The organism is Mycobacterium sp. 852002-10029_SCH5224772 (assembly GCF_001667315.1).
Taxonomy (GTDB): Bacteria; Actinomycetota; Actinomycetes; order Mycobacteriales; family Mycobacteriaceae; genus Mycobacterium.
Map to the genome: position 1 here is coordinate 41,995 of NZ_LZHT01000041.1, position 25,994 is coordinate 67,988.

Annotated in this window: 26 protein-coding genes; 16 read left to right on the forward strand and 10 right to left on the reverse strand. The window is 68.9% G+C overall.

Features of this window, described 5'->3' with window-relative positions:
- The first annotated feature begins 97 nt into the window (after positions 1–97).
- Genes fadD3 through A5775_RS08650 form a run of 5 tightly spaced genes read left to right on the forward strand, consistent with a single transcriptional unit; the run spans position 98 to position 5,853 of the window.
- Positions 98–1,642 (forward strand): 3-((3aS,4S,7aS)-7a-methyl-1,5-dioxo-octahydro-1H-inden-4-yl)propanoate--CoA ligase FadD3, encoded by a 1,545-nt coding sequence (gene fadD3, locus A5775_RS08630; protein ID WP_067250706.1) that lies wholly within the window; start codon positions 98–100, stop codon positions 1,640–1,642.
- Positions 1,642–2,787 carry an acyl-CoA dehydrogenase family protein gene (locus A5775_RS08635; protein WP_067250709.1) on the forward strand — a complete coding sequence of 382 codons (1,146 nt, stop codon included), beginning with the start codon at positions 1,642–1,644 and terminating at the stop codon, positions 2,785–2,787. Before fadD3 ends, A5775_RS08635 begins: the two co-directional genes overlap by 1 nt.
- On the forward strand, positions 2,784–3,737 hold the full coding sequence (locus tag A5775_RS08640; protein ID WP_067250712.1) for an acyl-CoA dehydrogenase family protein: 954 nt from the start codon (positions 2,784–2,786) through the stop codon (positions 3,735–3,737). The genes A5775_RS08635 and A5775_RS08640 overlap by 4 nt, the downstream gene beginning before the upstream one ends.
- Positions 3,734–4,690: an acyl-CoA dehydrogenase family protein gene (locus tag A5775_RS08645; protein ID WP_156660625.1), complete on the forward strand. Its 957-nt coding sequence runs from the start codon at positions 3,734–3,736 to the stop codon at positions 4,688–4,690. The genes A5775_RS08640 and A5775_RS08645 overlap by 4 nt, the downstream gene beginning before the upstream one ends.
- Positions 4,687–5,853, forward strand: a complete 1,167-nt coding sequence (locus A5775_RS08650; RefSeq protein WP_067250715.1) for a pyridoxal phosphate-dependent aminotransferase — start codon at positions 4,687–4,689, stop codon at positions 5,851–5,853. Before A5775_RS08645 ends, A5775_RS08650 begins: the two co-directional genes overlap by 4 nt.
- A gap of 11 nt (positions 5,854–5,864) precedes the next feature.
- On the opposite strand, the gene A5775_RS08655 is transcribed toward A5775_RS08650, so the two are convergent.
- Positions 5,865–6,695 (reverse strand): arylamine N-acetyltransferase, encoded by an 831-nt coding sequence (locus A5775_RS08655; RefSeq protein WP_067250718.1) that lies wholly within the window; start codon positions 6,693–6,695, stop codon positions 5,865–5,867.
- A 128-nt stretch (positions 6,696–6,823) separates the two neighbouring features.
- Between A5775_RS08655 and A5775_RS08660 the strand changes: the two genes are divergently transcribed.
- On the forward strand, positions 6,824–7,297 hold the full coding sequence (locus A5775_RS08660) for a hypothetical protein (protein ID WP_067251371.1): 474 nt from the start codon (positions 6,824–6,826) through the stop codon (positions 7,295–7,297).
- 7 nt (positions 7,298–7,304) lie between these two features.
- Here the strand turns inward: A5775_RS08660 and hsaB are convergent, their stop codons facing one another.
- From hsaB to hsaA, 4 genes are read right to left on the reverse strand one after another with little or no spacing between them, the layout of a single operon-like run.
- Positions 7,305–7,868, reverse strand: a complete 564-nt coding sequence (gene hsaB / locus A5775_RS08665) for a 3-hydroxy-9,10-secoandrosta-1,3,5(10)-triene-9,17-dione monooxygenase reductase subunit (protein ID WP_067250721.1) — start codon at positions 7,866–7,868, stop codon at positions 7,305–7,307.
- Between the two features lie 2 nt (positions 7,869–7,870).
- Positions 7,871–8,773, reverse strand: a complete 903-nt coding sequence (hsaC, locus tag A5775_RS08670) for an iron-dependent extradiol dioxygenase HsaC (RefSeq protein ID WP_067250725.1) — start codon at positions 8,771–8,773, stop codon at positions 7,871–7,873.
- Positions 8,773–9,645 carry a 4,5:9,10-diseco-3-hydroxy-5,9,17-trioxoandrosta-1(10),2-diene-4-oate hydrolase gene (gene hsaD / locus A5775_RS08675; RefSeq protein ID WP_067250728.1) on the reverse strand — a complete coding sequence of 291 codons (873 nt, stop codon included), beginning with the start codon at positions 9,643–9,645 and terminating at the stop codon, positions 8,773–8,775. The genes hsaC and hsaD overlap by 1 nt, the downstream gene beginning before the upstream one ends.
- Positions 9,646–9,657: 12 nt before the next feature.
- Positions 9,658–10,842 (reverse strand): 3-hydroxy-9,10-secoandrosta-1,3,5(10)-triene-9,17-dione monooxygenase oxygenase subunit, encoded by a 1,185-nt coding sequence (gene hsaA / locus A5775_RS08680; protein WP_067250732.1) that lies wholly within the window; start codon positions 10,840–10,842, stop codon positions 9,658–9,660.
- Between the two features lie 158 nt (positions 10,843–11,000).
- Here hsaA and A5775_RS08685 point away from each other — a divergent pair, with 158 nt between their 5' ends.
- Together A5775_RS08685 and A5775_RS08690 are read left to right on the forward strand one after the other, a co-directional pair.
- Positions 11,001–12,095: a ferredoxin--NADP reductase gene (locus A5775_RS08685; protein WP_067250734.1), complete on the forward strand. Its 1,095-nt coding sequence runs from the start codon at positions 11,001–11,003 to the stop codon at positions 12,093–12,095.
- 52 nt (positions 12,096–12,147) lie between these two features.
- Positions 12,148–12,681 carry a hypothetical protein gene (locus A5775_RS08690; protein ID WP_067250738.1) on the forward strand — a complete coding sequence of 178 codons (534 nt, stop codon included), beginning with the start codon at positions 12,148–12,150 and terminating at the stop codon, positions 12,679–12,681.
- Between the two features lie 27 nt (positions 12,682–12,708).
- Here A5775_RS08690 and A5775_RS08695 read toward each other — a convergent pair whose 3' ends face one another.
- Positions 12,709–13,599, reverse strand: a complete 891-nt coding sequence (locus A5775_RS08695) for an SDR family oxidoreductase (protein WP_067250742.1) — start codon at positions 13,597–13,599, stop codon at positions 12,709–12,711.
- An 84-nt stretch (positions 13,600–13,683) separates the two neighbouring features.
- Between A5775_RS08695 and A5775_RS08700 the strand changes: the two genes are divergently transcribed.
- On the forward strand, positions 13,684–14,256 hold the full coding sequence (locus tag A5775_RS08700; protein ID WP_067250745.1) for a TetR/AcrR family transcriptional regulator: 573 nt from the start codon (positions 13,684–13,686) through the stop codon (positions 14,254–14,256).
- Here the strand turns inward: A5775_RS08700 and A5775_RS08705 are convergent.
- On the reverse strand, positions 14,253–16,376 hold the full coding sequence (locus A5775_RS08705; protein ID WP_067250749.1) for an acyl-CoA dehydrogenase: 2,124 nt from the start codon (positions 16,374–16,376) through the stop codon (positions 14,253–14,255). The two genes, A5775_RS08700 and A5775_RS08705, sit on opposite strands and share 4 nt — an antisense overlap.
- Before the next feature lie 360 nt (positions 16,377–16,736).
- Here A5775_RS08705 and kstR point away from each other — a divergent pair, with 360 nt between their 5' ends.
- Positions 16,737–17,336 carry a cholesterol catabolism transcriptional regulator KstR gene (gene kstR / locus A5775_RS08710; protein WP_067250752.1) on the forward strand — a complete coding sequence of 200 codons (600 nt, stop codon included), beginning with the start codon at positions 16,737–16,739 and terminating at the stop codon, positions 17,334–17,336.
- A gap of 18 nt (positions 17,337–17,354) precedes the next feature.
- Here kstR and A5775_RS08715 read toward each other — a convergent pair whose 3' ends face one another.
- The gene (locus A5775_RS08715; protein ID WP_067250755.1) at positions 17,355–18,443 is read right to left on the reverse strand and encodes a LacI family DNA-binding transcriptional regulator; all 1,089 of its coding nucleotides are present in this window, start codon (positions 18,441–18,443) and stop codon (positions 17,355–17,357) included.
- Between the two features lie 118 nt (positions 18,444–18,561).
- On the opposite strand from A5775_RS08715, the gene A5775_RS08720 reads away from it, so the two are divergent.
- The 6 genes from A5775_RS08720 (at position 18,562) to A5775_RS08745 (ending at position 24,197) form a co-directional block, all read left to right on the forward strand.
- Complete coding sequence (locus tag A5775_RS08720) at positions 18,562–19,497, forward strand: metal ABC transporter solute-binding protein, Zn/Mn family (protein ID WP_369827807.1); 936 nt, start codon at positions 18,562–18,564, stop codon at positions 19,495–19,497.
- Complete coding sequence (locus A5775_RS08725) at positions 19,494–20,315, forward strand: metal ABC transporter ATP-binding protein (RefSeq protein ID WP_067250762.1); 822 nt, start codon at positions 19,494–19,496, stop codon at positions 20,313–20,315. Before A5775_RS08720 ends, A5775_RS08725 begins: the two co-directional genes overlap by 4 nt.
- Complete coding sequence (locus A5775_RS08730) at positions 20,315–21,175, forward strand: metal ABC transporter permease (RefSeq protein WP_067250765.1); 861 nt, start codon at positions 20,315–20,317, stop codon at positions 21,173–21,175. The genes A5775_RS08725 and A5775_RS08730 overlap by 1 nt, the downstream gene beginning before the upstream one ends.
- A gap of 91 nt (positions 21,176–21,266) precedes the next feature.
- Positions 21,267–22,025 carry a LamB/YcsF family protein gene (locus A5775_RS08735; protein ID WP_067250768.1) on the forward strand — a complete coding sequence of 253 codons (759 nt, stop codon included), beginning with the start codon at positions 21,267–21,269 and terminating at the stop codon, positions 22,023–22,025.
- Positions 22,025–22,942 carry an MBL fold metallo-hydrolase gene (locus A5775_RS08740; RefSeq protein ID WP_067250772.1) on the forward strand — a complete coding sequence of 306 codons (918 nt, stop codon included), beginning with the start codon at positions 22,025–22,027 and terminating at the stop codon, positions 22,940–22,942. The genes A5775_RS08735 and A5775_RS08740 overlap by 1 nt, the downstream gene beginning before the upstream one ends.
- A 13-nt stretch (positions 22,943–22,955) precedes the next feature.
- Entirely contained in the window at positions 22,956–24,197 is a 1,242-nt protein-coding gene (locus tag A5775_RS08745) for an SLC13 family permease (protein ID WP_067250776.1), read from the forward strand.
- A 14-nt stretch (positions 24,198–24,211) separates the two neighbouring features.
- Here A5775_RS08745 and A5775_RS08750 read toward each other — a convergent pair whose 3' ends face one another.
- Both A5775_RS08750 and A5775_RS08755 read right to left on the reverse strand, forming a co-directional pair.
- Complete coding sequence (locus tag A5775_RS08750) at positions 24,212–24,523, reverse strand: DUF3303 domain-containing protein (RefSeq protein WP_067250779.1); 312 nt, start codon at positions 24,521–24,523, stop codon at positions 24,212–24,214.
- A 2-nt stretch (positions 24,524–24,525) separates the two neighbouring features.
- Complete coding sequence (locus tag A5775_RS08755) at positions 24,526–25,911, reverse strand: cytochrome P450 (RefSeq protein WP_067250782.1); 1,386 nt, start codon at positions 25,909–25,911, stop codon at positions 24,526–24,528.
- Positions 25,912–25,994 lie beyond the last annotated feature (83 nt).

A 25,994-nucleotide genomic window follows, 5' to 3' on the forward strand; every position in this document is an offset into this window, starting at 1 on the left:
CCAAGCACTTGCTTTGTAGCTCGGTGACGATGCATGCCGCGTGGTGGCATGAGGAGGACCGAGCGATCTCACTCAGAGCATTCGAGGAGCCTCGCCGATGACCACCGATCCCCGCACCGTGCCCGCGGCGCTGGATCGTTTCGCGGGCCAATTCCCCGATCACGACGCGTTGGTCACCGAGGACCGGTCCTTCACCGCCGCGGCCTTGCGCGATGAAGTGCACCGGGCGGCGGCGGCACTCATCGGTCTCGGTGTGCGGGCCGGCGACCGGGTGGCGATCTGGTCACCCAACACCTGGCATTGGGTGGTGGCCTGCCTGGCCATCCACCACGCCGGCGCCGCGATGGTTCCGCTGAACACCCGCTATACGGCCGCGGAGGCCGGCGACATCCTGGCCCGCGTCGAAGCGCCGGTGCTGTTCGGCATGGGCGTATTCCTGGGCAACGACCGCGTCGCCGATCTGGATCGGGCGGCGCTGCCCGCGTTGCGGCACATCGTGCGGATACCGATCGACGCCGCAGATGGGACCTGGGACGAATTCATCGCTGGGGGTTCCGACCCAGAAGACTTGGCCGCGGTGTCCGCGCGCGCCGCGGCGGTCACGCCCGACGACGTCAGCGACATCCTGTTCACCTCGGGCACCACCGGCCGCAGCAAAGGCGTGCTGTGCGCGCACCGGCAGTCGCTGTCGGCCTCGGCATCGTGGGCGGCCAACGGCAAGATCACCGCCGACGACCGCTATTTGTGCATCAACCCGTTCTTTCACAACTTCGGCTACAAGGCCGGCATCCTGGCTTGCCTGCAGACCGGCGCGACCCTGATCCCGCATCTGACCTTCGACCCGGTGCGCGCGCTGCAGGCGATCGAGCAGCACCGCATCACCGTGTTGCCCGGGCCGCCGACTATTTACCAGACCCTGCTGGATCACCCGGCGCGCGACGATTACGACCTGAGCTCGCTGCGCTTCGCGGTGACGGGGGCGGCCACCGTGCCGGTCGTGTTGGTCGAGCGCATGCAATCCGAACTCGACATCGACATCGTGCTGACCGCCTACGGGCTCACCGAGGCCAACGGCATGGGAACCATGTGTCGCGCCGACGACGACGCGGTCACCGTCGCGACCACCTGCGGGCGCCCGTTCGCCGACTTCGAATTGCGCATCGACTCCGGGGAATCCGGTGAATCCGGGGAAGTGTTGCTGCGCGGCCCCAACGTGATGCTGGGCTACCTCGACGACGCGGCGGCCACCGCGGCCGCCATCGATGCTGACGGGTGGCTGCACACCGGTGACATCGGTGTGCTCGACACGGCCGGCAACCTGCGCATCACCGACCGGTTGAAAGACATGTACATCTGCGGCGGATTCAACGTCTACCCCGCCGAGGTCGAGCAGGTGCTGGCCCGGCTCGACGGTGTGGCCGATGCCGCGGTGATCGGGGTTCCCGACGAGCGGCTCGGCGAGGTCGGTCGCGCTTTCCTGGTGACCCGGCCCGGCGCCGAGCTCGACGAACAATCTGTGATCGCTTACACCCGTGAGCATTTGGCGAACTTCAAGGCACCGCGGTCGGTGCGGTTCGTCGACGCGTTGCCGCGCAATGCGGGCGGCAAGGTGGTCAAACCACAACTGCGGGAGCTGGACTGATGGATCTGGATCTAGACGGCGACACCTTGGCGTTTGCGGCCGAAGTGCGGGAATTCTTGTCGGCCAATGCCGAGTCGATCCCGACGAAGTCATACGACAACGCCGAAGGCTTTGACCAGCACCGGCATTGGGACCGGGTGCTGTTCGACGCCGGACTTTCGGTGATCACCTGGCCGAAGCGTTACGGCGGCCGCGACGCGCCGCTGTTGCACTGGGTGGTGTTCGAAGAGGAGTACTTCCGCGCCGGGGCGCCCGGCCGGGCCAGCGCCAACGGTACCTCGATGCTGGCCCCGACGCTGTTCGCGCACGGCACTCAAGAGCAGCAGGACCGGATCCTGCCGAAAATGGCCAGCGGCGAAGAGATCTGGGCGCAGGCGTGGTCGGAGCCCGAATCCGGCAGCGACCTGGCGTCACTGCGATCCACCGCGACGGCGACCGACGGCGGCTGGCTACTCAACGGGCAGAAGATCTGGAGCTCACGGGCGCCGTTTGCCGAGCGGGGATTCGGGCTGTTCCGGTCCGATCCCGGCGCCGAGCGCCACAACGGGCTGACCTACTTCATGTTCGACCTGAAGGCCAAGGGCGTCACCGTGCGGCCGATCGTCCAGCTGGGCGGCGACACCGGATTCGGCGAGATCTTCCTCGACGACGTTTTCGTGCCCGACGAGGACGTGATCGGCACCCCGCACGAAGGCTGGCGGGCGGCCATGAGCACGTCGAGCAACGAGCGCGGCATGTCGCTGCGCAGCCCGGCCCGCTTCCTGGCGACAGCGGAGCGGTTGGTGCAGCTGTGGAAGGATGCCGGCTCACCCGCCGCGTTCGCCGATCGGGTCGCCGACGGCTGGATCAACGCGCAGGCCTACCGGCTGCAGACCTTCGGGACGGTGACCAGGCTGGCCCTCGGCGGCGAGCTGGGCGCCGAATCCTCGGTGACCAAAGTGTTCTGGTCGGATCTCGACGTCGAACTGCACCAGACCGCACTCGACATCCTCGCCGCGGACGGGGAACTCGCCGGCCCGTGGACCGAGGGACTGCTGTTCGCGCTGGGCGGCCCGATCTACGCCGGCACCAACGAAATTCAGCGCAACATCATCTCCGAGCGGCTGCTGGGCCTGCCGCGCGAGAAGTCCGGGGGCAAGAAGTGAAATTTGCGCTAGACGAACAGCAGCGTGACTTCGCGGCCAGCATCGACGCCGCACTCGGCGCGGCGGACCTGCCCGGCGCCGTGCGCGCGTGGGCCGCGGGCGACACCGCGCCGGGCCGCAAGGTGTGGGAGCAGCTGGCCAACCTGGGCGTCACCGCCCTGAGTGTGCCGGAGAAATTCGACGGCATCGAGGCACACCCGATCGACCTGGTCGTCGCCCTCGAGCGCCTCGGGCGCTGGTGTGTGCCCGGCCCGGTGGTCGAATCCATCGCTGTGGCACCGGTATTGCTGGCCTCCGACGATCACGCCGAGCGCTGCGCGGCGCTGGCCTCCGGTGCGCTCATCGCCACCGTCGCGCTGCCGCCGCGGGTACCGCGCGCCGTCGACGCCGACATGGCCGGGCTGGTGCTGCTGGCCGGCTTGAATGGGACTGACGGGGTCGCCGAAGCCGCCGCGGGTGACGAGCACGAGTCCGTCGACCCCAGCCGGCACCTGTTCGACGTGACCGCGGCCGGCCCGGCCTGGGAGGCGGATGTCAACCGTGCCTATGAGTTCGGCGCGCTGGCCACCGCGGCACAACTGATCGGCGCCGCCGAGGCGCTGCGCGACGCCGCCGTCGACTACGCCAAACAGCGCACCCAGTTCGGCCGGGTGATCGGCTCGTATCAGGCGATCAAACACAAGCTCGCCGACGTACACGTCGCCATCGAACTGGCCCGGCCGCTGGTGCACGGCGCGGCGTTGACGCTGAATCCCCGCGACGTGAGCGCGGCCAAGGCGGCGGCGTCCGAGGCGGGGCTCCTGGCCGCGCGTTCGGCACTGCAGACCCACGGCGCGATCGGTTTCACCCAGGAGCACGACCTGTCGCTGTTGCTGCTGCGGGTGCAGGCGCTGCGGTCCGCCTGGGGCACGCCGGCGCAACATCGGCGGCGAGTGCTGGAGGCGCTATGACCATGACCGAAGAACGCGAGCTGCTCCGCGAGACCGTCGCCGCACTGGTGGCCAAGCACGCCTCTCCGGCGGCGGTGCGCGCCGCCATGGAGTCCGACCGCGGCTACGACGAATCGCTCTGGCAACTGCTGTGCGAGCAGGTCGGCGCCGCGGCCCTGGTGATACCCGAGGAGCTGGGCGGTGCCGGCGGTGAATTGGCCGACGCCGCAACGGTTTTGCAGGAGCTCGGCCGCGCCCTGGTGCCCTCCCCGCTGCTGGGTACCACGCTGGCCGAGCTGGCGCTGCTGAGCGCGTCCGAGCCGGACGCCACGACGCTGGAGGGCCTGGCCGAGGGAGCCTCGATCGGCGCGCTGGTGCTCGATGCCGACTACGTCGTCAACGGCGACATCGCCGATGTCGTGGTCGCCGTCGAGGACGGACAGCTGAGCAGGTGGACCCGATTCAGCGCGCAGGCCGTCACCACGATGGACCCGACCCGGCGCCTGGGGCGGGTGCAACCGGAGGAGTCCGAGGCGATCGGCGCGGACCCGGGCCTGGCGGACACGGCCGCCGTCCTGCTGGCCGCCGAGCAGATCGGCGCCGCCGAACGCTGTATGGAGCTGACCGTCGAATACGCCAAGGACCGAGTGCAATTCGGCCGGCCGATCGGCAGCTTCCAGGCGCTCAAGCATCGGATGGCCGATCTGTACGTGACGGTCGCCGCGGCGAAGGCCGTCGTGTCCGACGCGTGCGACGACCCCACTCCCACCAACGCCGCCGCCGCGCGCCTGGCCGCCACCGAGGCGCTGAACACCGTGGCCGCCGAAGGTATCCAGCTGCACGGCGGCATCGCGATCACGTGGGAACACGACATGCACCTGTACTTCAAACGCGCCCACGGCAGCACGCATCTGCTGGATGCGCCGCAACAGCTGCTTAGCCGACTGGAATCCGAGGTACTCAAGACGCCGTGACCGATCGTGTCTCGCTGCGCGCCGGCATCCCCCCGTTCTATGTGATGGATGTCTGGTTGGCGGCGGCCGAACGCCAGCGCAGCCACGGCGATCTGATCAACCTGTCGGCGGGCCAGCCCAGCGTCGGCGCACCCGAGCCGGTCCGGGCGGCCGCGGCCGCGGCCGTGCACTCCAACGAGCTGGGTTACTCGGTGTCGCTGGGCATCCGCGAGCTGCGTGCCGCGATCGCTGCGGACTACCGGCGCCAGCGCGGGCTCGAGGTCGACCCCGACGCGGTGGTGATCACCACGGGCTCCTCGGGCGGCTTCCTGCTCACCTTCCTGGCCTGCTTCGACGTTGGCGACCGGGTGGCGCTGGCCAGCCCCGGCTATCCGTGTTACCGAAACATCTTGTCGGCACTGGGATGCGAGGTCGTGGAGATCCCCTGCGGGCCGCAGACCCGCTTCCAACCCACCGCGCAGATGCTCGCCGAGCTCGACCCCCCGGTGCAGGGTGTCATCGTGGCAAGCCCCGCCAATCCCACCGGAACCGTCATCGCGCCGGAGGAGCTGGCCGCGATCGCCTCGTGGTGCGATGCCGCCGGTGCGCGACTGATCAGCGACGAGGTCTACCACGGCCTGGTCTACGAAGGCGCGCCCCAGACCAGCTGTGCGTGGCAGACGTCGCGGAATGCCGTGGTGGTCAACAGCTTTTCGAAGTACTACGCCATGACGGGCTGGCGGCTGGGTTGGCTGCTGGTGCCCGCCGAGTTACGCCGCGCGGTGGAGTGCCTCACCGGGAACTTCACCATCTGCCCCCCCGTGCTGTCGCAGCTGGCCGCGGTGGCGGCCTTCACCCCGGAGGCCACCGCCGAGGCCGACGGCCACCTGCACCACTATGCGAGGAACCGCTCGCTGCTGCTGGACGGGCTGCGCGGCATCGGCGTCGATCGCCTTGCCCCCACCGATGGCGCGTTCTACGTGTACGCCGACGTCTCGGATTTCACCGACAACTCAATCGAATTCTGCTCAAAGCTGTTGGAAGAGAACGGCATTGCCATCGCGCCGGGTATCGACTTCGACACGACCCGCGGCAATTCGTTCGTCCGGCTGTCCTTCGCCGGGCCCACCGACGACATCGAGGAAGCACTGCGACGCCTCGGTCCGTGGCTTGCGGCCCGCTAGCGGACGCGGACCTAAGCGTCCAGCACCTGCCCGATGCGTGCCTCGAGCGCACTGCGCTCACCGATGCCGGCCACGTCGATGCCGAATCGCTCACCGAGCACGTCGATGACCGCCGCCGCGTCGTCGAGGCGGATTTTCTCGCTGCCGTCGGCGCGGTGGATGCTGAGGTTGCGGCCGGCCAGGTTGTAGCGGGCGTCGTCGGTCGTCAGGGCAGCCGTCAGCCCGGTGACGAAGATCGACTCGGGGTGCGTGGAGACGTACCAGCTACCCACCCTGAGATCGACCTGCGGTACGGCGTGGGTGCCGAACACGTACAACGGTTTCCACTCGTCGCGGACCAGGGCCTGCAGCACCAGGCCGTCGCCACGGTCGTTGAGCCGATACGGCTCGTGCGTTGTCTGTTGGGCGTTTCCGGTCTCGAAACGGATCGGGGAGGTCAGGGTCTGGCCCCCGAAGCCGACGTCGACCAGATACGAACCCTGCGAACCCGGGAACGTCACCGCCAGCACTGTGTGGGTTTGGGCTCCCAATGGCGCTTCCGGCGGAAGCATCCAGACCACCCGCCCGGCCAGGCGACGCACCCGGAACCCGATTTCGGCCAGCACGTAACCCATCAGGCCGTTCTGCTCGTAGCAGTAGCCACCGCGGCGCCGGTACACCAGCTTGTCGGTGAGGGCTTGCGGGCTCAGGTCCTCGACCGGCACCCCCATCAGCGGATCGAGGTTCTCGAACGGGATCGACCCGGTGTGCGCGGTCATCAGATCCTGCAGCACCTCGAGTTTCGGCTCGGCGGCACCGCGGTAGTTGATGCGGTCGAAGTACGCGCGCAGATCCAGCGTCATGACACCATTCTGACCCGCGGCCGCCTGCCGAAGCAGTGGGTGTCGCCATCGGTTGTTTGATTCCTGTCGAATACGGCAACCCGGCGGATGGGACCGTTGCGTGTCCCACCCTGACAACGGAGCCCACCATGAACACCAGCAACACCGTCTGGATCGTCGTCGCCGCAGTCGTGGCGGTCCTCGTGATCGTCGCCCTCGTCATCGCCGCCCGCCGAGCGGCCAGGCGCCGCCGCGAGCGGGAAGCCGAGGGCATTCGCGAACGAGCCCAGGTGGAGACGGCCAAAGTGGAGCGCCGCGAGGCGCTGGCCGCTGAGACGGCCGCGAAAGCCCGTGCCGCGCAGGCCGAAGCTGAGGCCAAGGCGGCGGAAGCCGCCCGGCTGCAGGATCGGGCGTCAACCCATCAGACTGAGGCGGCGTCCTCCCGCGAACAGCTGGACGAACAATGGAAGCGTGCCGACAGCCTTGACCCAACGGGGAAGGCCGAGAAGGACGCCGCTGGTGGTGAGGCCGCCGCCGACCGCGATTCCGCGTGGAGCAAGGAACAGCCGATACCGGACAAGTCTCCCACGGGGGACATGTCGGCCGATCGCCGCGACCGCTAGGACGCCGCTAAAGCCAGGTGTCCTGGGTGGTGGTGGTGAGGAACGCTTCCAGGTCGTCGCGCCACTGCGCCGGTGTCGTCTTGTCCGGTTCGATACCGGTGTATTCACCGCGATAGAACAGCAGCGGCCGCGGCTTGATCTTGGGAGCCTCCGAAAGCGATTGCACCGCACCGAAGACCACGAAGTGGTCGCCGCCGTCATGCGCGGAGGCCACCGTGCAGTCGATATAGGCCAGCGACCCGTCGATGATCGGCGAACCGAGATCGGAAGGGTGCCAGTCGATGCCGCCGAACTTATCGGGCTCCTTGGAACCGAAGCGGGCCGAGACGTGCTTCTGGCTCTCGGTCAGCATGTTGACGCAGAACCGGCCGGACGCCTCGATGGCCTTCCAGGACCGTGACACCTTGGTCGGGCAGAACAGCACCAGCGGCGGGTCCAGCGACAGCGCCGCAAAGGACTGGCAGGCGAAGCCGACGGGGGCCTCGTCGTGCACGGTGGTGATGATCGTGATGCCGGTGCAGAACTGGCCCAGCACCTGCCGGAAGGTCCGTGGATCGATGGGCGCTGACATGGTCAGCCGCGCATGCCGACCGTGAAGTCGTGGCCCCACAGGCTGACCGCGGTGCTTTCCCGGGCGACCCAGTCGTTGTCTTCGACTTGCCTTCCCTCGCAGCCGAATTCGATGTCGAACCCGCCGGGCGTCTTCATGTAGAACGACAGCATCAGGTCGTTGACGTGACGGCCCAGGGTGGCCGACATGGGCACCTTGCGGCGCAGCGCCCGGTCCAGGCACAGCCCCACGTCGTCGGCGTTCTCGACCTCCATCATCAAGTGCACGATGCCGCTGGATGTCGGCAAAGGCAGGAAGGCCAGGCTGTGGTGGCGCGGGTTGCAGCCGAAGAAGCGCAACCAGGCGGGGGCCCCGTCGGCGGGCCGGCCCACCACCTGGGGCGGCATCCGCATCGAGTCGCGCAGCTTGAACCCGAGCACGTCGCGGTAGAAGTGCAGCGCCTCGTCGTCGTCGCGGGTGGACAACACCACGTGCCCCAGGCCCTGCTCACCGGTGACGAACTTGTGCCCGTAAGGGCTGACGACCCGGCGGTGTTCCAGGGCGACGCCGTGGAAGACCTCCAGGCAGTTGCCCGACGGGTCGGAGAATCGGATCATCTCGACGACCCGGCGATCCGCCAGTTGCGCGGCGGTGGCCTCCTTGTAGGGGACGCCCTCCACGTCGAGCCGGTCCCGGATCTCTTGCAGGCCTTCGGCGTTCGCGCATTCCCAGCCGGCTTCCATGAGGTGGTCGCGCTCACCGGGCACGATCACCAGCCGGGCCGGGAAATCGTCCATCCGCAGATAGAGCGCGCCCTCGGTGTCGCCGCTACCCTCGATCATGCCGAGAACTTTCAGGCCGTACTCACGCCAGGCCGCCATGTCGGTGGCCTCGATGCGTAGATAGCCCAGCGAACGGATGCTCATCACGCACCTCCCAGGAAATCGATGGTGAGCTTGTTGAACTCGTCGAACTTCTCCACCTGCGCCCAATGCCCACATTGCCCGAAAACGTGCAGCTGCGCACGCGCCATGGTCTTCAGCGCGACCAGCGCCCCGTCCAGGGGATTGACGCGGTCCTCGCGGCCCCAGATCAGCAGCACGGGCTGGCGCAGCCGGTGCACCTCGCGCCACATCATGCCGAGCTCGAAATCGGCCCCCGCAAACGACATTCCCATCGCCCGGGTCGCCGTCAGCGATTCCGGCGTGCTGGCCAACGCGAACCGCTCGTCGATCAATTCGTCGGTGATCAGTTTCTGGTCGTAGACCATCACCCGCAAAAACGCCTCGAGGTTTTCCCGGGTGGGTTCGGCCGAGAACTTCCCCAGCCGCTTGACGCCCTCGGTGGGGTCCGGCGCGAACAGGTTGATGCTCAGCCCACCGGGCCCCATCAGCACCAGGCGCCCGGCCCGGTCGGGGTGGTCCAGGGCGAACCGCACCGCGGTGCCCCCGCCTAATGAATTGCCCACCAACGGGACTCGCCCCAGCTCCAGCTGGTCGAAGAGCCCCTTGAGTGCCCTGGCCGCGTAGTGATTGAACTGCCCGTGTTCGGCGCGCTTGTCGGAATGGCCGTAGCCGGGCTGATCGACGGCGAGCACGCGAAACCGCTCGGCGAGCACCGGAATGTTGCGCGACCAGTTGGTCCAGCTGGCCGCTCCGGGACCGCCGCCGTGCAGCAGCACGATCGTCTGATCGTTACCCACACCGGCCTCGTGGTAGTGCAGCTTGAGCGGCCCATCCACGTCCACCTCGGCGAAGCGCGAGGTGGACTCGAACGTCAGCTCCTCGATAGCGGTCACTGTGCGCCCGGCTCAGACCATGGTGTCGCCGGGCGGCAACCCGAACTCGTTGTTCCCGAAGATCTGGTAGGCGCGCTCGGGATCGTTGGCCGCGTGCACCCGGCCCGCGTGCGCGTCGCGCCAGAACCGTTGCACCGGTTGGTCGTTGGCCAGGGCGGTGGCGCCCGACGCCTCGAACAAGCGGTCGATGGAAGCGATCGCACGGCCGGTGGCGCGCACCTGGTCGCGGCGGGCGCGGGCGCGCAGGTCGAACGGGATCTCCTTGCCGGCCGACAGCAGCGCGTACTCGTCGGCGACGTTGCCGCTCAACTGGCGCCACGCCGCGTCGATGTCGCTGGCCGCCTCGGCGATGCGGACCTTGGCGAACGGGTCGTCCTTGGCCTTCTCGCCGGCGAACGCCGCGCGCACCCGCTTGCCCTGATGCTCGACGTGCGCGTCGTACGCTCCGTAGGCCATGCCGACGATCGGCGCCGAGATGGTGGTGGGATGCATGGTGCCCCAAGGCATCTTGTAGACCGCGGCGGTGTTGGTCTCATACCCGCCGGCGGTGCCGTCGTTCATCGCCTTGTAGGACAGGAACCGGTGCCGCGGCACGAAGACGTCCTTGACGACGACGGTGTTGCTGCCGGTACCGCGCAGACCGACGACATGCCAGACGTCGTCGATGCGATACTCGCTGCGCGGGATCAGGAAGCTGCCGAAGTCGACCGGGCGGCCGTCCTTGATCACCGGGCCACCCAGGAATGCCCACGTCGCATGGTCACAGCCCGAGGACCAGTTCCACGCGCCGTTGACCAGGTAGCCGCCATCGGTCACCACGCCCGCGCCCATCGGGGCGTACGACGAGGAAACCCGGGTCTTGGGGTCCTCACCCCAGACCTCCTCCTGGGCCTGCTGGTCGAACAGGGCCAAGTGCCAGTTGTGCACGCCGATGATGGAGCTCACCCAACCGGTGGAGCCGCACGCGCTGGCAAGGCGCCGCACCGCCTCGTAGAACAGCGTCGGATCGCACTGCAAGCCGCCCCACTGTTCGGGCTGCAACAGGGTGAAGAAGCCCACGTCCTGGAGATCCTGGACGGTCTCGTCGGGCAGCCGCCGCAGATCCTCCGTCGCCTGAGCGCGTTCCCGGATCCGCGGAAGCAGATCATCGATGCCAGCCAGAACCGACTGGGCATCACGCTGTTGAATGGACGTCACTTAAGTTTGCCTCCCGGGCCAGACTTACACAGCGGACTTACACCAGAGACTAGAACACGTTCCGATTTGTGTCGAGCAGGGTATTCCTGCGGCTGGTAGCGATACGAATCCACTTTTCTGTAACATGTTCTAGTTGCCACGAAAGGAAGGGACGGGCCTTGACGGAGGCGGATCCGGACCAAACACCCGACGAGCCACTCGGTGATCACGTCCTCGAACTGCAGATCGCCGAGGTCATCGCCGAGACCGACGACGCGCGGTCGCTGGTGTTCGCGGTGCCCGACGATGAAGGGGACCCCGACATCCCGCCCGAGCGGCTGCGGTACGCCCCGGGACAGTTCTTGACGCTGCGCGTTCCCAGCGAGCGCACCGGGTCGGTGGCGCGCTGCTATTCGCTGTGCAGCTCGCCGTTCACCGACGACGCCCTGGCCGTCACGGTCAAACGAACCGCGGACGGTTACGCGTCCAACTGGTTGTGCGATCACGCGCACAAGGGCATGCGGATCCAGGTGCTGGCCCCGTCGGGCAACTTCGTGCCGAAAACGCTGGGCGATGACTTCCTGCTGATGGCCGCGGGCAGCGGGATCACGCCGATCATGTCGATCTGCAAGTCGGCGCTGGCCGACGGCGGCGGACAGGTGACGCTGCTCTACGCCAACCGCGACGAGGATTCGGTGATCTTCGCCGACGCGCTGCGCGAGCTGTCCAACAAATATCCCGACCGGCTCACCGTCGTGCACTGGCTGGAATCGCTGCAGGGGTTGCCCAGCGCCGCCGCGCTGGCCAAGCTGGCGGCCCCCTACACGGATCGACCCGTTTACATCTGCGGCCCGGGCGCGTTCATGGACTCCGCCAAACAAGCCCTGGAAGCGCTGAAAGTCCCTGCGCCGCAAATACATATTGAAGTGTTCAAGTCGCTGGAATCGGATCCGTTCGCGGCGGTGAAGATCGAGGACACCCCCGAGGGCGACCAGCCGCCGGCCACCGCGGTGGTAGAGCTCGACGGTGAAACCCACACCGTGTCGTGGCCGCGCAACGCCAAATTGCTCGACGTGCTGCTGGCCAAGGGCCTCGACGCGCCGTTCTCCTGCCGCGAGGGTCACTGCGGCGCGTGCGCCTGCACCCTGCGCGGCGGCAAGGTGACCATGGAGGTCAACGACGTGCTCGAGCAGCAGGACCTCGACGAGGGCCTCATCCTGGCCTGTCAATCTCACCCCGAATCTGATTCGGTAGAAGTCACCTACGACGAGTAGTCGCGGGTTAGGTTCACCCTTGGGGTCAGCAAACCGGGGAAGGGGAGCATCGATGATGCGGCTGGTATCGGGATTCGCGGTCGCCGCAGCGTTGCCGATGTTGCTGCCCGCCGGGGTGTGCGCGGCGGCCAGCAACACCGCCACCACGCTGTTCCCGCTGGACGGGCCCAACCAGCTCGAGACGCGGGTGATCCTCAACTGCTTCAAAGCCGACGGCCACTGCGACTTCACCGCCGGAGCGGACATGCTCACGCCCGACGGGGTGTCCGGTTTCCCGCCCGGCCTGTGGGCCCGCCAGACGACCGAGATCCGGTCCTCGAACCGGCTGGCCTACCTCGACGCACACGCCGACGGCCAGAACGAGCGGGTGATGAAGTCGATGGGTTCCGACGAGATCACCACGGTCTACTTCGGTGAGGGACCCCCGGACAAGTACCAGACGGCCGGGCGCATCGACTCCACCGATTGGCAGACCGGCCAGCCCAGGACCGACAACAACGTCATCGTTTGCACCCACATCCAGGTGGTCTATCCCGGGGTCAACATCACGTCCCCCAGCACCTGCGCGCAGACGACGTTCTCCTGAGTTCTCCTGAGTTCTCTTAGAGCCCGGTCAGCGTAATTCGCCGGTCTCGAGGTCTTCGAGCAGGCTTGGCCCGGTGGGTTTCCATCCGAATTGCCGGCGGGTCAGGGTGCTGGACGAGGGCTGGTCGACCGCGAACATCGTTCCGAGTGGGCCGAAGGCCTCGGTCGGGGCGGGTTCGACGGGCACCCCGAGCCGGCGACCGATCACCTCGGCGATCGCCCGCATGGGGTCGCCTTCGTCACCCACCGCGTGCAGAACCGAGCCGGGCGGGGCCGTTTCGAGCGCGAGGCGGAACAACACCGCCGCGTCGTCCCGATGCACCGCGGGCCAACGTTGTGTCCCGTCTCCGACGAAAGCCGACACTGAGCGCTGCCGGGCGGCCTGAATCAGCAGGCTGGCGAAGCCGTAGCGCCCGCCGGCGTCGTGGACCGACCGCGGTAACCGCACCACGGCGGATCGGACGCCACGCCCGGCCAGATCGACGACGGCCTGTCCGGTGCGGCCGCGCCCGGCCATCGGTCCCTCGGCGTTGAAGGGATCGTCTTCGGTGCTGGTGCGTCCGGCCACCGCGGGGGTGCCGCTCGCGAGCACCAGCGGCTTACCGGTGCCGGCCAGCGCTTCGCCGAGCGCGGCGACCGCGCGGGCTTCGTCGCCGATCGCGTCGACGATCACGCCTGCGTTACCGGTGAAGTCATGCGAGAACGCCAGGTAGACGACGCCGTCGGCGGCGCCGGCCGCCTCCCGCAGCACGTCGAGGTCGATGAGGCCGCCGCGCAACGGCTCGGCGCCGAGTGCGCTGATGGTGGCGGCCGCGGCCGCCGAGCGGGCCAGGCCCACGACGTGATGATCGGCGGCGAGCAGTTCGGCGACGACGGCCGAGCCGATTCCTCCACTGGCGCCGGTGACGAATACGCGCACGAGCAGCTCCTTCAGGTGATGCGACTATGGTCCCATCACCCTACGCCCGTGATGGGATAACGGTCGCATCACTAGGGTGGGGGCATGGCCCGGTGGGAACCCGACGCGCGCGAACGCTTGGTCGCCGCGGCTCTCGACCTGTTCAACGAACGGGGATACGACGAGACGACGGTCACGCAGATCGCCGAGCGCGCCGGGCTGACGAAGAGCACGTTCTTTCGGCACTTCCCGGACAAGCGTGACGTGCTGGCGGCCGGCCAGGACGCGATCGCGCAACTGCTGCGCGAGGGCATTGGCTCAGCGCCCGCCGACGCGACACCACTGGCCGCCGTGTGCGCGGGCCTGAAGTCGGCCGCGGCGGCGTTCACGTCGTTCAACCGGGACCTCGCCCCCAGGCTCAAAGCGGCGATCGCCGCCAGCACCGAACTCCAAGAGCGCAACGCGCTCAAACAGATTGGGCTGGCGCGCGCGATGGTCGAGGCGCTGGAGGCCCGCGGCGTGCCCGAGCCGACGGCAGTGTTGGCCGCCGAACTCGGTGCGCTGGCGTTCAAGACGGCCTATGCCCGCTGGGCCGAACCGGACGAAGACCGGGACCTGGGCTCCATGGCATGCGACGCGCTGCGCGAATTACATGCCGCCGCAGCCGATCTCGGCTAGCGGGGCAGACCGAGCAGGCGCTCGGCGGCGACGGTGAGCAGGATCTGCTCGGTGCCGCCGGCGATGGTGAGGCAGCGGGTGTTCAGGAAGTCGAAGACCGCCTGGTTGTGCACCAGGCCGCCGCCCTCGGCCACGTCCATCGTGTATTCGGCCAGCGCCTGCCGGTAGCGGACGCCGATCAGCTTGCGCACGCTGGACTGCGCCCCCGGGTCCTGACCGCCCACCGCGAGCTGGGCGATGCGCTGGTCCAGCAGCGCGCCGGTCTGCGCCAGGACGACCAGCCGCGCTAGCCGGTCCTGCTCGGCGACGTCGAGATCCCTTGCCGCCAAGAGCTTTAACAACTCCTCCATCGGGTTGCCCAGCGCCGTGCCGTTGGCCATCGCGACCCGCTCGTTGGCCAGGGTGGTGCGGGCCAGCCGCCAGCCGTCGTTCACCTCGCCGACGACCAGTTCGTCGGGAACGAACACGTTGTCCAGGAACACCTCGTTGAACAGCGAGTCGCCGGTGATCTCGCGCAGCGGGCGGATTTCGATGCCCGGTGAGCTCATTTCCACCAGAAAGTAGGCGATGCCTTTGTGTTTCGGCGCGTCCGGGTCGGTGCGGGCCAGGCATACGCCCCATTTCGCCTTGTGCGCCGCGGACGTCCACACCTTCTGCCCGGTCAGCAGCCAGCCGCCGTCGGTCCGCACCGCTTTGGTGCGCAGTGAGGCCAGGTCCGAGCCGGCGCCCGGCTCGGAAAACAGCTGGCACCACAGGAATTCGCCGCGCGTGGTGCCCGGCACGAAGCGTTCGACCTGCTCCGGGGTGCCGTGCTCGAGGATGGTCGGCGCCGCCCACCAACCGATCACCAGGTCGGGACGGGCCACGCCGGCCGCGGCCAGCTCCTGATCGATCAGCAGCTGCTCGGCCGGTCCCGCGCCGCGCCCGTAGGGCGCCGGCCAATGCGGCGCCTGCAGTCCCGCCTCGGCCAGCGCCGCCTGCCGCTTCTCCTCTGGCAGCTCCGCGATCTGCGCGGCGGCGGCGGCGATCTCGGGCCGCAGCGCCTCGACCTCGGTCAGGTCGATGCCCAGGCGGCGTCGCACACCGGCCTGAGTCAGCGCGGTGATGCGGCGCAACCAGGTCTCGGCCCCGCCGAGAAAGCGGCCGATGGCATGCGCCCGGCGCAGATACAGATGCGCGTCGTGCTCCCAGGTGCAGCCGATGCCGCCGAGCACCTGGATGCAGTCCTTGACGTTGGCCTTCACGGCGGTGATGCAGGTGCCCGCGGCCAGGGCCGCCGCGATGGAGAACTGGGATTCGTCGCCCTCGGCCGCGGCGCGCGCGGCGTCGGCGGCGGCCACCTCGGCCTGCTCGGCGCGGCAGAGCATCTCGGCGCAGATGTGCTTGATGGCCTGGAAGCTGCCGATCGGCTTGCCGAACTGCTCGCGGACCTTGGCGTAGTCGACGGCGGTCTCCAGCGCCCATCGGGTGATGCCGGCCGCCTCGGCCGCCAGCACGGTCGCGGCCAGTTCCTCGACGCGGTTTCGTGTTTCGGACACCACCGTCGCCGGGGCCGAAGCCAGCACCACCCGGGCCAACGGCCGGGAGAAGTCGGTCGCCTGCAGAGGTTCGATCTGCACGCCCTCACCGGCCGTGTCGATCAACAGCCACTTGCCGTCGGCCGCCGTCAACAGCACGCCACCGTCGGCGCCGCCCAGCGCGAACGGCAATGTGCCCGAGGCCGTCGAGGTCGCGCCGTCGTACCGGACGTCACCTTCGGTGGCCAGCCCGGCGAAGCGCTCGCCGGCGGCCAGGGCCTCCAGCAGTTCGGGGTCGGTGACGACGAGCGTCGCGAGCGCGGTGGTCGCGACCGGCCCGGGAATCAGGGCCTTGGCCGCTTCCTCGACCATCGCGCACAGGTCTTCGATGCTGCCGCCCGCCCCGCCCGATTCCTCCGGGATCGCGACGCCGAAAATCCCCAGTTCGGCCAGCCGGGAGAACACCGGTCGCCAGGCGTCGGGCTTGCCCTGCTCGACGTCGCGGATCGCCGCGGTGCCGCCCGGCCCGGACGTCGCATTGCGGGCCCAGTCGCGCACCAGGGTGCGCGCGGCAAACTGCTCGTCGGTGACGGTCGCTACCACCTGAGAGGACCTCCGCGTCCTTGAGTCGACGTGACAACGGGGCTGGCCGGCACCCGTGTCCTGATTGTCCGATCTTTCCGCAAGCGGGGACATCTCCACCATGAGTTGACGCGCAACCCGCTCGCCGGAGACTAGAACGTGTTCTAATAGTGCCAGTGATCGACCGTCAAGTCGAATGCCATTGCAGCAGCACATGCGCTTGTCCCCGGCGGTACGGAGGTGGGAAATTCACACGCAGAATGCGTATCGTTTGCAAACGAACCGCCCGGAACAGGAGCAAACCGTCACATGCCAGCCAGCGCCAACTCGAAGTCCAGTTCGAGCCGCGTTTCTGACTCCCAACCGCGCGAGGTCATAAACGTGGCGGTACTGGCGGAGTCCGAACTCGGCTCGGAGGCACAGCGGGAACGTCGCAAGCGCATCCTGGATGCGACCATGGCCATCGCGTCCAAGGGCGGCTACGAGGCGGTCCAGATGCGTGCGGTGGCGGATCGCGCCGATGTGGCGGTCGGGACGCTGTACCGGTACTTCCCGTCGAAGGTGCACCTGCTGGTGTCGGCGCTGGGCCGCGAGTTCGGCCGCATCGATGCCAAGACGGACCGCTCGGCGATGACCGGGGGCACACCCTTTCAGCGGCTGAACTTCATGGTGGGCAAGCTCAACCGCGCGATGCAACGCAATCCCCTGCTGACCGAGGCGATGACGCGCGCCTACGTGTTCGCCGACGCGTCGGCGGCCAGCGAGGTCGACCAGGTCGAGAAGCTCATCGACTCCATGTTCGCGCGCGCGATGGCCGACGGCGAACCGACCGAGGATCAGTACCACATCGCCCGGGTGATCTCCGATGTGTGGTTGTCGAACCTGCTCGCCTGGCTCACCCGCCGGGCCTCGGCCACCGACGTCAGCAAGCGGCTGGACCTGGCCGTGCGGTTGCTGATCGGCGACGCCGAAAAGACATAGCCCTCCCGGTAGCGACGCTCAGGCGGGCGGACCGGCGGTGCGGCCCCGAATCAGCTCGGTGTCCAGAAGTTCGACGACCGGCAGGCCCGGCGTGCCCGTCCGGGGTGGCTTCAACAAGAGCTCGCCCGCCCGGCGGCCCTTCTGCAGGCTCGGCTGCGACACCGTCGTCAGGCCGCGGTTGATGGCCTCGGGCACGCCGTCGAATCCGGTGACGGTCAGCTGACCGGGCACGTAAATGCCGTGTGCCCGTAGGTAATCCATGGCGGACAGCGCCAGGATGTCCGCGGTGCACATCAGCGCGGTGATCCGCGGATTGGTTTCCAGCGCCACCTTGGCGGCCGTGCCCCCCGATTCGGCCAAGTGCTCGTAGCTTTCCACCACGGTCAGCGAATCCGGATCGATGCCGGCGGCCGTCATCGCGTCCCACACGCCGATGATGCGCTCGCGTTGCACGTCGAAGGCGGGCGAGCGCAACCGGTCGGCGTCGACCAGCCCTTGGCGCCGGTCCCGCCCGAGCCGCATGGTCAACAGCCCGATCTCGCGATGCCCCAAGGCGAGCACGTAGTCGGCGAGTTCACGCATCGCCGCGCGGTCGTCGATCCCCACCCGCGAGACTCCGGTGAGCACCTTGGGCTGATCGACCACCACGACCGGCTGCCGCCGCTGCAACACCACCTGTAGATAGGGATCGTCATGGCACACCGAATACACCACGAAGCCGTCCACGCCGGCCGACAGCACCGCGTCCGTTCCCTCTTTGAGGGTGCGGATGGGCCCGACCGCCACCAGCAGCAGCCCCTGCCCCGCCTCCTCGCATGACTGCGCCACCCCGGTGACGAAATCCCGTGCGGCGGGGTCACTGAAGAAGTAGGTCAACGGTTCGGCCATCACCAGACCGACCGCGCCGGCCTTGCGGGTCCGCAACGATCGCGCCACCGGGTCAGGGCCGGCGTATCCCAGTCGCTTGGCCGTGGCGAGCACGCGTTCACGCAGGTCGGCGGAGAGCTGATCGGGGCGGTTGAACGCGTTCGAGATCGTCGTGCGCGAAACCTTGAGTTCGTCCGCCACCGACGCGAGGGTCGCACGCCGGCGCGGTGTGGGGCTCACGTTCGGAGACGCTACAGCGGATCGGCGAGGGCCAATGCGCTTCCGCCCGCGGCTTTGTAATGGAAACGATTTTCATTAGTATTGTGGATCGGCTTGCTTGCGGGCGGGAGGAACGGACGTGCGCACGGCACTGACGCATGGGCGAATGCTCGCCCGCGCGACGCGTTGGCTGGCGGCCGTCGTGGCGCTGGCCGGTTCGTCGGCGCTGTCCGGATGTGGCGTCAACCCGACACATCCGCACGCGTCCGCCGTCGTCGCGTCCACCGACGTGTGGGGCAGCGTGGCGCGTGCCGTCGCGGGAAGCCATGTGCCGGTCAAGTCGATCGTGAGCGGGTCGGAAACCGACCCGCACTCCTATGAGGCCAGCCCCTCGGACGCCGCCGCCATCGCCGACGCCGCCCTGGTCGTCTTCAACGGTGGCGGCTACGACGGTTGGGTGGACGCCGTGCTGGCCCGCCAGCCCGGCGCCAAGCCGGTCGATGCCTACTCGTTCCTCGAGAGCGACGGGCAACCACACAACGAGCACGTCTTCTACAACCTGGGCGTCGCCAAGGCGGTGGCCGCCACGATCGCCGACCGGCTCGCGACGATCGACCCGGGCAACGCCGCGGACTACCGGGCCAATGCCGCCGCGTTCGAACGCGACGCCGACGCGATCGCCGGCACCGAACACAGCGTCGCCGCCGGCTACCCGCACACCTCGGTCGTGGCGACCGAACCGGTCGCCTTCTACCTGCTGCAGGCGACGGGCCTGGTGAACCGGACCCCACCCGCCTTCGCCGCGGCCATCGAGAACGAGACCGACCCGGCGCCGGCCGATCTGGCGTCGGTCCTCGACCTGATCGACCGGCGTCAGGTGTCGGCCCTGATAATCAACCCGCAGACCTCCACCGTGGCGATCACCAGCCTGCGCGACGCCGCGCAGCGCGCGGGAGTTCCGGTCACCGAGGTGGCCGAGACCCTCCCCGACGGCACGGATTACCTGGGCTGGCAACGCACTACGGTCGACCACCTCTTGGCCGCGCTGCAGTCGAGCCGGCCCGTCCAGCCGTGAGGATCGAAACGGCACCGGCCCCCGACCGGCACGCGGACACCGTTTCGCTGCGCGGTGCCCGCCTGGCGTTCGGCGACCGGGTGTTGTGGGACCACCTGGACCTGTCGGTGTCGCGCGGCGAGTTCATCGCGGTGCTCGGCCCCAACGGCAGCGGCAAGACATCGCTGCTCAACGTGCTCCTCGGGCAGCTGTCTCTGAGCGCCGGGGTCGGGTTGGTCGAGGGAAAGCCGATCACCTCGGGCAGCGGGCGCATCGGCTATGTGCCGCAACACCGCCCGCTGGATCACGACGTGATGCTGCGCGGCCGGGACCTGGTTCGGCTGGGTATCGACGGGGCGCGCTGGGGCGCCGTCCCGCTGCGGTCCCGCGATCGGGCCCGACGCCGCGCGGCCGTCGCCCGCGCGCTGAACCAGGTCAACGCCGAACGCCTGGCGGATGTCCGGGTCGGCGTCATGTCGGGCGGCGAGCTGCAGCGGGTGCGCATCGCCCAGGCCCTGGTCAGCGACCCGGCGCTGCTGCTGTGCGACGAACCACTGCTGACGCTGGACCCGGCGAACGCCAAGCTGGTGTCGGCGCTGATCGAGCGGCGCCGCAGGGAGACGGGAACCACGGTCATCGTCGTCACCCACGAGATCAACCCGATCCTGCCGTACGTGGACCGGCTGCTGTATCTGGTCGACGGCCGATTCAGCATCGGCACCGTCGAGCAGGTGATGACCAGTCAGACGCTCTCGGCGCTGTACCGGTCCGACATCCAAGTGGTGAAGGTGAAGGACGGCTACGTGGTGGCCGGCGAGCGTGGCGGCGGGCACGGCTGATGGAGCATCGGCTCGCCGAGATGGGACACCACCTGTTCTCCTTCGACATCACCGCGCATCTGCTTGGCCACGACTTCGTGCAGCAGGCGCTGGTGGCGGCCGCGCTGCTCGGGCTGGTGGCCGGGCTGATCGGGCCGTTCATCGTGATGCGGCAGATGTCCTTCGCCGTGCACGGGTCCAGCGAATTGTCGTTGACCGGAGCCGCTTTCGCGCTGCTGGTCGGATTCGGGGTGGGCGTGGGCGCGCTGATCGGCAGCGCCCTGGCGGCGGCGCTGTTCGGCGTGCTCGGCCGGCGCTCCCGGGAACGCGATTCGGTGATCGGGGTGGTGCTGGCGTTCGGCTTGGGCCTGGCGGTGTTGTTCATCCACCTCTACCCGGGCCGGACGGCGACCAGTTTCGCCTTGCTGACCGGTCAGATCGTCGGCGTCGGCTACACGGGACTGACCATGCTTGCGCTGGTCTGCTTGCTCGTCATCGCCGTGCTGGCAATCTGTTATCGCCCACTGTTGTTCGCCTCCGTCGACCCCGACGTCGCCGCGGCCCGCGGCGTGCCCGTCCACGCGCTGGGCATCGTGTTCGCCGCGCTGGTGGGGGTGGTGGCCGCCCAGGCGGTGCAGATCGTGGGGGCTCTGCTGGTGATGTCGCTGCTGATCACGCCGGCGGCCGCGGCGGCTCGGGTGGTCACCTCGCCGGCGGCGGCCATGCTGACTTCGGTGGTCTTCGCCGAGGTGGCCGCGGTGGGCGGGATCGTGTTGTCGCTGGCGCCGGGCGTGCCGGTGTCGGTGTTCGTCGCGAGCATCTCGTTTCTGATCTACCTGGTCTGCTGGCTGGTGGGGCGCCGACGGGAGGCTTCCGCCTAGCCCGGTGACGATGCGCGCCGCGTCGCGGCGTGAGGAGGAAGCGGGCGATCCAACCTAGGCGGTCGGCGAGGCGCACCCATAAGCTGGGCGGGTGGCCGGTATCGACCTCAACGCCGACTTGGGCGAGGGCTTCGGTGTCTGGCGTCTCGGTGACGACGACGCCATGCTCGGAATCGTCACCAGCGCCAACGTGGCGTGCGGGTTCCATGCCGGAGACCCCGCCGGACTGTTGAGGGTGTGCAGGTCGGCCGCCCGGAGCGGGGTGCGCATCGGGGCGCAGGTGAGCTATCGCGATCTGGCCGGGTTCGGCAGGCGCTTCATCGACGTCGCCGCCGACGACCTGATCGCCGACGTGGTGTATCAGATCGGCGCGCTGCAGGCGATCGCGCACGCGGCCGGTTCTCTCGTGTCCTACGTCAAACCGCATGGGGCGCTGTACAACACGATCGTGACGAACGGCGAACAGGCCGCCGCGGTCGCCGAAGCGGTGCGGCTGGTCGACGCCGGCCTGCCGGTGCTGGGCATGGCCGGTTCGGCGTTTTTCGACGAGGCCGCCCGCCGCGGTCTACGCACGGTCCCCGAGGCTTTCGCCGATCGGGCCTACCGGCCGGACGGCCGGCTGGTCTCGCGCCGGGAGCCGGGTGCGGTGCTGCACGATCCGGCGGCGATCGCCGAGCGCGTCGCCACCATGGTGACCTCGGGGCAGGTCACCGCCATCGACGGCAGCCTGCTCGATGTGAGCGTGGAATCGGTTTGCGTGCATGGTGATTCGCCGGGTGCGGTGCAGATCGCCGCCAAGGTGCGCGACCGCCTCGCCGCGGCCGGCACCGACCTCCGGGCCTTTTGCTGATGCGCCTGAAACCCGGGCGCCCCGACATCGCCAGGTACGCGGACCGGTTCGACGTCCCCGCGGCCGGACCCGACGCGCTCTCGGTGACCTGGATGGGCGTGGCGACGCTGCTGATCGACGACGGCTCGTCGGCGTTGATGACCGACGGTTACTTCTCCCGGCCGAGCCTGGCCAGGATCGCGGCCGGCAAGGTGGCGCCGTCGCCGGCGCGCGTCGACGGATGCCTGGCCCGGGCCAAGGTGTCCCGGCTGGCGGCCGTCATCCCGGTGCACACCCACATCGACCACGTGCTGGACTCAGCACTGGTCGCCGACCGCACCGGCGCGCAGCTGGTCGGCGGGCAGTCCGCGGCCAACGTCGGGCGGGGCTACGGTCTGCCGCAGAATCGGATCGTCGTCGCGGTCGACGGTGATCCAATTCGGTTGGGCGCCTTCGAGATAACCTTGGTGGAGTCCCACCACTGCCCTCCTGACCGCTATCCCGGCGTGATCGGCGAGCCGCTGACCACCCCGGTGAAGGCGTCGGCGTACCGTTGCGGGGAGTCGTGGTCGACGCTGGTGCGCCACCAGCCCACCGGCCGGCGGCTGCTGATCCAGGGCAGCGCCGGTTTCGTCCAGGGCGCGCTGGCCGGCCACCGCGCCGATGCCGTCTACCTGTCCGTCGGGCAGCTGGGGTTGCAGCCACGGTCGTATCTGGTCGAGTATTGGAACGAGACCGTCCGCGCGGTGGGGGCTCGCCGGGTGATCCTGATTCACTGGGACGATTTCTTTCGTCCGCTGTCAAAGCCGTTGCGCGCCTTGCCTTATGCGGGAGACGATCTGGACTTTTCCATGCGCATCCTCGATGAGCTGGCCACCGGTGACGGTGTCGCGCTGCACCTGCCGACGGTGTGGCGGCGAGAAAATCCTTGGCAGTGAAGCGGTCCCGACTTTGGCACTGACCGTCGCGCTGTTGCTGCTCGCCGTCGTCCTGGGGTTCGCCGTTGCGCGCCCACGGGGCTGGCCGGAGGCGCTGGCGGCGGTTCCGGCCGGGCTCATCCTGATTGGGATCGGCGCGATCTCGTTTCATCAGGCGGCAAAGGAGATCGCCGATCTGTCCGTGGTGGTCGCCTTCCTGGGCGCGGTGCTGGTGCTGGCCAAGCTGTGCGACGACGAGGGCCTGTTCGAGGCCGCGGGGGCGGCGATCGCCCGGGGCCGCGTCGGGTCGGGTGCCCTGCTGCGGCGGGTGTTCGTCACCGCCTCGGTGATCACCGCCGTGCTGAGCCTGGACGCCGCGGTGGTGCTGCTGACGCCGGTGGTGCTCGCCGCCGTGCGGCGACAACGCACCCGGGTGCGGCCGTACGCCTACGCCACCGCCCATCTGGCCAACGGCGCCTCGCTGTTGCTGCCGGTGTCCAACCTGACCAACCTGCTTGCCTTCCACACGGCCCACATCTCGTTCACCAAGTTCACGCTGATGATGACGCTGCCATGGCTGGGCGCGGTGGCCACCCTGTACGCGATCTTTCGCTGGTTCTTCGCCAAGGACCTACGGGTGCAGCCGGACCCGGAGCAGCGTGGCGCGCCGCCGCGCCCGCCGGTGTTCGTGTTGGTGGTCGTCGCGCTGACGCTCGCCGGGTTCGCGGTCGCGCAGTCGGTGGGGGTGGCACCCGCCTGGGTGGCGTTGTGCGGTGCCGCGGTGCTGGCGGTGCGCAGCCTGCGCCGCGGGCACACCTCGGTGGCCGAGATCGCGCGCTCGGTCAACGTGGCGTTCCTGGTGTTCGTGCTGGCGCTGGGCGTCGTGGTGCAGGCGGTCATGCTCAACGGCATGGACCGGGCGATGTCGGCGGTGCTGCCGTCGGGCTCGGGCCTGCCCACCTTGCTGGCGATCGCCGCGATCGCGGCCGCGCTGGCCAACATCGTCAACAACCTGCCGGCCACGCTGGTGCTGCTGCCGCTGGTCGCGCCGGCCGGGCCGGTGGCGGTGCTGGCGGTGCTGATCGGGGTCAACATCGGCCCCAACCTGACCTACGTCGGGTCGCTGTCGAACCTGTTGTGGCGACGCGTGCTTCGACAGCACGACGTTGACGCCGGCGTCGGCGAATACACCCGCCTCGGGGTGTGCACCGTACCCACGTCGCTGGTGGTGGCGGTGCTCGCGCTGTGGGCGTCGGCGCGGCTGCTGGGCCTCTAGTAGGCGGAGCGTCGTTAGCCGACGGCCTCCCTGAACTCCACACCCCGCTGCAGCGCCTGCGCCGCTTGGGCGATGTCGACGACCGGATAGATCTGGTAGTCGAGGATGGTGGCGAATTGCCCTGTGGTTTCGACCAAGTCGGCCGGGTCATCGGTTTCCACGACCGCGAATCCGCCGCCGCCGTCGATGCGGCCAACGAACTGGTGATATGTGGTGCTCGGCGGCTGCGACCACTTGGTGAACGCGGCCAAACCACGTCGCAGCGATTCGTCGTTCTCCACCGCCGAACCGTTGAGACGATACGTCCAGGTCACTACATACTTCATCGCTACCTCCTGGTGACTTCGTTGGTGCCGATACGGGCGTGAATGGGCGCGGCGGCGACCACCGTGAACGGCGTTGCCAGCGGGAAGCTTTCGTCGAGGGACTCGATCTCGGCGGCGCGGACGACGGTGGCCAGCGCGAGTGTGGCCTCCAGCATCGCGAAGTGGTCGCCGACGCATGAGCGTGGCCCGCCGCCGAAGGGCAGGTACTGCCAACGACTTCGGCCCTTGGACCGCTCCGGAAGGAAGCGGTCCGGATCGAAACGCTCCGGTTCCTCCCACAGCGCGGGGTCGCGGTGCAGCGCATAAAAGCTCACCAGGGCCATGGTTTCGGCCTCGACCAGGTGGCCGTCCACCACGATGTCGCGGGTGGGCGCGCGCATCGTCCCCGCCGCGGGGGGACACAACCGCAGCGCCTCGTGCAACACCCGCACGGTCATGTCGAGCACGGGCACGTCGTCCGGGGTCAGCGCCCGCTCCCCCAGCGCGGCAATCTCCGCACGCGCCCGGTCCTGGATGTCGCGGTGGTGCCCCAGCGACCACAGCGCGTAGGTCAGCGTGGTCGAGGTGGTGTCGTGGCCCGCGAGCATGAACAGCACCAGCTCGTGACAGATCTCGTCGTCGGCCAGCGGATGACCCGTCTCCTCGTCGATCGCCTGGATGAGGGCGCGCACCAACGGGGCGTCGCGGTCGGGGTCGACGCGAACCGCGTCCAGGATTTCGGCCGCCAGCCGGTGCAGGGTGTCGTTGGCCCGGCGAGCGGCGCGCTGCCCGCCGGTGGGCAGCCAGCGCGGCGGATTGATCGGGCGCGCCGCGCGATCGGCGACCCATTCCAAGGAAGTCCGCAGGGCCCAGCCGATCTCGTCGGCACGCTCGTCGAGGTCCAGCCCGAGCACCGAGCGCCCCAGCGCGCGCAGGGTCAGCTTGCGGCACTCGGCGTCGAGGTCCACGACCGCGCCGTCACGCCAACCGTCGGCCACGGATTGCGCCGCCGCGGCCATGTGTCCCGCGTAGCGGGGCACATGGCGCTTTGTGAACATCGGCTGCAGTGTGCGCCGCCGCGGTAGCCAGCGCTCGTGCGGAAGGTCGAGCAGGTTGCCACCCATCAGCGCCCGCATCTCGACCATGGTGCGGGTGCGGCCCCGGTCGGCGACCTCGTCGGTGCGGCCCAACAGGTCACGAGCGCCTTGCGGGCTGGCGATCAGCACGAGGTTCGGTAACAGCCATTTGGGTCCGAGCACGATCCGGGTGACGGGTCCGCCGGCGTCCACCAGCGTCTGTAATCCGTCGATGTACGACCGGACCGCCCTGAGTTGCCGCCAATACGGCAGCGGATTCTTCGGCGCCAACGCGAGCGCGTCGGCTGAGGGTTGAACCAGCGTCTCGACCATGCCAACTCCTTGTGTCGTTGCAGGCACGGTATGACCGGTCGTCGTTGTCGCGCTTGCGTAGTCGGCTACTCGACTTGCGCGCG

What these genes read in the sequence shown, in the direction of transcription:
- fadD3 (WP_067250706.1), top strand. Translation starts at nt 98, where the DNA reads ATGACCACCGATCCCCGCACCGTGCCCGCGGCGCTGGATCGTTTCGCG.
- A5775_RS08635 (WP_067250709.1), top strand. Translation starts at nt 1,642, where the DNA reads ATGGATCTGGATCTAGACGGCGACACCTTGGCGTTTGCGGCCGAAGTG.
- A5775_RS08645 (WP_156660625.1), top strand. Translation starts at nt 3,734, where the DNA reads ATGACCATGACCGAAGAACGCGAGCTGCTCCGCGAGACCGTCGCCGCA.
- A5775_RS08655 (WP_067250718.1), bottom strand. Translation starts at nt 6,695, where the DNA reads ATGACGCTGGATCTGCGCGCGTACTTCGACCGCATCAACTACCGCGGT.
- A5775_RS08660 (WP_067251371.1), top strand. Translation starts at nt 6,824, where the DNA reads ATGAACACCAGCAACACCGTCTGGATCGTCGTCGCCGCAGTCGTGGCG.
- hsaB (WP_067250721.1), bottom strand. Translation starts at nt 7,868, where the DNA reads ATGTCAGCGCCCATCGATCCACGGACCTTCCGGCAGGTGCTGGGCCAG.
- hsaC (WP_067250725.1), bottom strand. Translation starts at nt 8,773, where the DNA reads ATGAGCATCCGTTCGCTGGGCTATCTACGCATCGAGGCCACCGACATG.
- A5775_RS08690 (WP_067250738.1), top strand. Translation starts at nt 12,148, where the DNA reads ATGATGCGGCTGGTATCGGGATTCGCGGTCGCCGCAGCGTTGCCGATG.
- A5775_RS08700 (WP_067250745.1), top strand. Translation starts at nt 13,684, where the DNA reads ATGGCCCGGTGGGAACCCGACGCGCGCGAACGCTTGGTCGCCGCGGCT.
- A5775_RS08730 (WP_067250765.1), top strand. Translation starts at nt 20,315, where the DNA reads ATGGAGCATCGGCTCGCCGAGATGGGACACCACCTGTTCTCCTTCGAC.
- A5775_RS08740 (WP_067250772.1), top strand. Translation starts at nt 22,025, where the DNA reads ATGCGCCTGAAACCCGGGCGCCCCGACATCGCCAGGTACGCGGACCGG.
- A5775_RS08750 (WP_067250779.1), bottom strand. Translation starts at nt 24,523, where the DNA reads ATGAAGTATGTAGTGACCTGGACGTATCGTCTCAACGGTTCGGCGGTG.
- A5775_RS08755 (WP_067250782.1), bottom strand. Translation starts at nt 25,911, where the DNA reads ATGGTCGAGACGCTGGTTCAACCCTCAGCCGACGCGCTCGCGTTGGCG.